Source organism: Streptomyces boncukensis, assembly GCF_011045075.1.
In the GTDB taxonomy this organism is placed as follows: Bacteria; Actinomycetota; Actinomycetes; order Streptomycetales; family Streptomycetaceae; genus Streptomyces; species Streptomyces boncukensis.
In genome coordinates, this window is record NZ_JAAKZZ010000774.1 from 1 (window position 1) to 2455 (window position 2455).

Below are 2455 nucleotides of genomic sequence, written 5' to 3' on the forward strand. Positions count from 1 at the left end.
CCGCGAACCCCGCGAACCCCGCGAACCCCGCGAACCCCGCGAACAACGGCACCAGCGGTGACGCCCCGGCCCCCGCTACCGACGGGATCGATCAGGATCTCCTCGCCGCGGCCTTCGCCGAGCACCACGACTTCGACCGCGGTTATGGCCCCGCCGTCAACCGGATGCTGCGGCAGATCCGCCAGGAAGGCGCGGACTGGCGCACCTTGGCCGCCTCCCTCTTCGACGGCCAGGGCTCGTGGGGCAACGGAGCGGCCATGCGCGTCGCCCCGCTGGGCGCCTGGCACGCCGACGACCCCGAGCGGGCGGCAGCACAGGCCGAGCGCTCGGCGTATGTCACCCACCAGCACCCGGAGGCGGTCGCCGGGGCGCGTGCCGTCGCCGCCGCTGCCGCGCTGCTGGCGAGCGGCTCGCCTGGCGGCGCACAACTCCTCGGCGACGTGGCGGACCTCGTCGCGCGCAGCGCCGTGCACGCGGGCATCCGCCGGGCCCGCGACATGCTCGACTACGGCGACATCGGTACCGTCGTCGCCGTCCTCGGCTGCGGGCGGCGCACGAGCGCCCACGACACCGTGCCGTTCGCCCTCTGGGCCGCCGCCCGGCACGCGGGCGACTTCCCCGGGGCGTTCTGGGCGGCCGCGCGGGCGGGCGGCGACGTCGACACCACCTGCGCCATCGTCGGAGGCACGGTCGCGGCGGCCGGCCCGTCCTGCGCCCCGCCCGAGGAGTGGACACAGCGCACCGAACAGCTGCCCGACTGGCTCACCACCGCGCTCGGCCGGTTGGACGGCACCGGCTGAACTCGCGCCGACCGCACCGGATACGCTGTAAGTGCCATGCCCTACGAGCCGCCTACTCACCGCGTCGAGCGCTCGCTCCGCGCCACTACCGGAGCGAAGATCATCGCTGGGGTCGACGAGGTCGGCCGCGGGGCATGGGCGGGCCCGTTGACCGTCTGCGCGGCCGTCACCGGACTGCGCCGCCCGCCCGAGGGCCTGACCGACTCCAAGCTCATCCCCGCCCCCCGGCGCGCCCAGCTCGCCGAGGAGCTCAACGACTGGGTGTCCGCCCACGCCCTCGGCCACGCCTCCCCGGAGGAGATCGACGAGCTGGGCATGACGGCCTCCCTGCGGCTGGCCGCCGTCCGCGCGCTGGAGGGCCTCCCGGCGCGGCCCGACGCCGTGATCCTGGACGGCAAGCACGACTACCTCGGCCCGCCGTGGCACGTGCGCACCGTCATCCAGGGCGACCGCGCCTGCGTCGCCGTGGCCGCGGCCTCGGTGATCGCCAAGGTGCACCGGGACACGATGATGGCCCGGCTGCCCGAGGAGTACGCCGACTTCGCCTTCCACGACAACGTGGGCTACCCCTCTCCCGTCCACCGAGCCGCCCTGGAGGAACAGGGCCCTACCCCGTACCACCGGGTCTCCTGGTCCTATATGGACGCCCTGACCCGCTGGAAGCACCTCAAGCGCACCCGGAGCACGCCCACGGAGCAGGCAGAACTCTTCTGAGCGGCCACTGTCCGGCCCCGGCCCCCTACGGGCCGGAACCAGCCACGGAACGCCCGTCCGGATCCCCCACCCGCTGACGCGCCTCATTCCGTCATTTGATAGACATCACCTCATGCCTCTCATCCCCGAGGAGCCACAGATTTACGAGAGCGTCCCGGGCCCCCGTAACGCAGCGGGAGCCGCCCGAACTCCGCAGGCACCCCGATCCACCGCACCTCTTCCCGGACCCCGGCCCACGCCGCGCCCTGCTCCGCCGCGCGCGGACAGCAAGGGCCCGAGCACTCCCGGCCGCCCGGAGGCCCCTCGGACTCCCCGACAAGGGAACCCGGCGGCCCCGCCCACGCCCGCCGCGCCGGCCGTGGGCGGCGCCACCTCGGCCGCCGCGCAGATCCAACTCGTCGCCGCGACGGACGCGACCGCCGTGGAAGCCGCCGACGAGACCGTCGACAAGCTTCTCGACGAGGGCCGCTCGCCCGGTGAGATCCTGCTGCTCACCACGGGCGAACAGCACCCGTGGGCCCAGCACGAGCTCTCCTTCGGCGAGGACGCCTACTGGCGCCAACTCACCGAGGGCGAAGATGTGTTCTGCGCCCACACCTCCGCTGTCGCCCATACCACGCGCCGTGCCGTCGTGGTCCTGGCCGTCAACGGGGGCACCGACCCGGAGGCCGCCGCCGCCCTCCCGGCCGCCCTGGAGAAAGCGGCCGAACGGCTCATCGTCTGCGGCGACCCGCAGCGCCTCCGCGCCCTGCTCTGACCCGCTGTCCCCGGTCGGCCCCTCTCCCGGTTCGGCGCGCCGACGGGCCGATCCACGGGGCTGGTACGACCGATGTCCACGGAGCCGGACGGCGTCCACCGGGCTGACGCGCCCCGGCGGCCCCGCGACCCCGCAGTCCTGGGGCCGTGGGGTCCGCAGAGCCTGGACGGGGAGCCCCCGGCCC

The 2455-nt window shown here is 74.8% G+C and carries 3 protein-coding genes; all 3 read left to right on the top strand.

Going from position 1 to position 2455, the window contains the following annotated elements; genetic code table 11:
* The coding region (locus G5C65_RS35405; protein WP_165303158.1) for an ADP-ribosylglycohydrolase family protein at positions 1–800 on the top strand (800 nt) is incomplete at its 5' end.
* Between the two features lie 36 nt (positions 801–836).
* Positions 837–1514, top strand: coding sequence for a ribonuclease HII (locus tag G5C65_RS35410; RefSeq protein ID WP_165303159.1), 678 nt, complete (start codon positions 837–839; stop codon positions 1512–1514).
* A 358-nt stretch (positions 1515–1872) separates the two neighbouring features.
* Positions 1873–2271, top strand: a complete 399-nt coding sequence (locus G5C65_RS40585) for a hypothetical protein (RefSeq protein ID WP_338146819.1) — start codon at positions 1873–1875, stop codon at positions 2269–2271.
* Positions 2272–2455 lie beyond the last annotated feature (184 nt).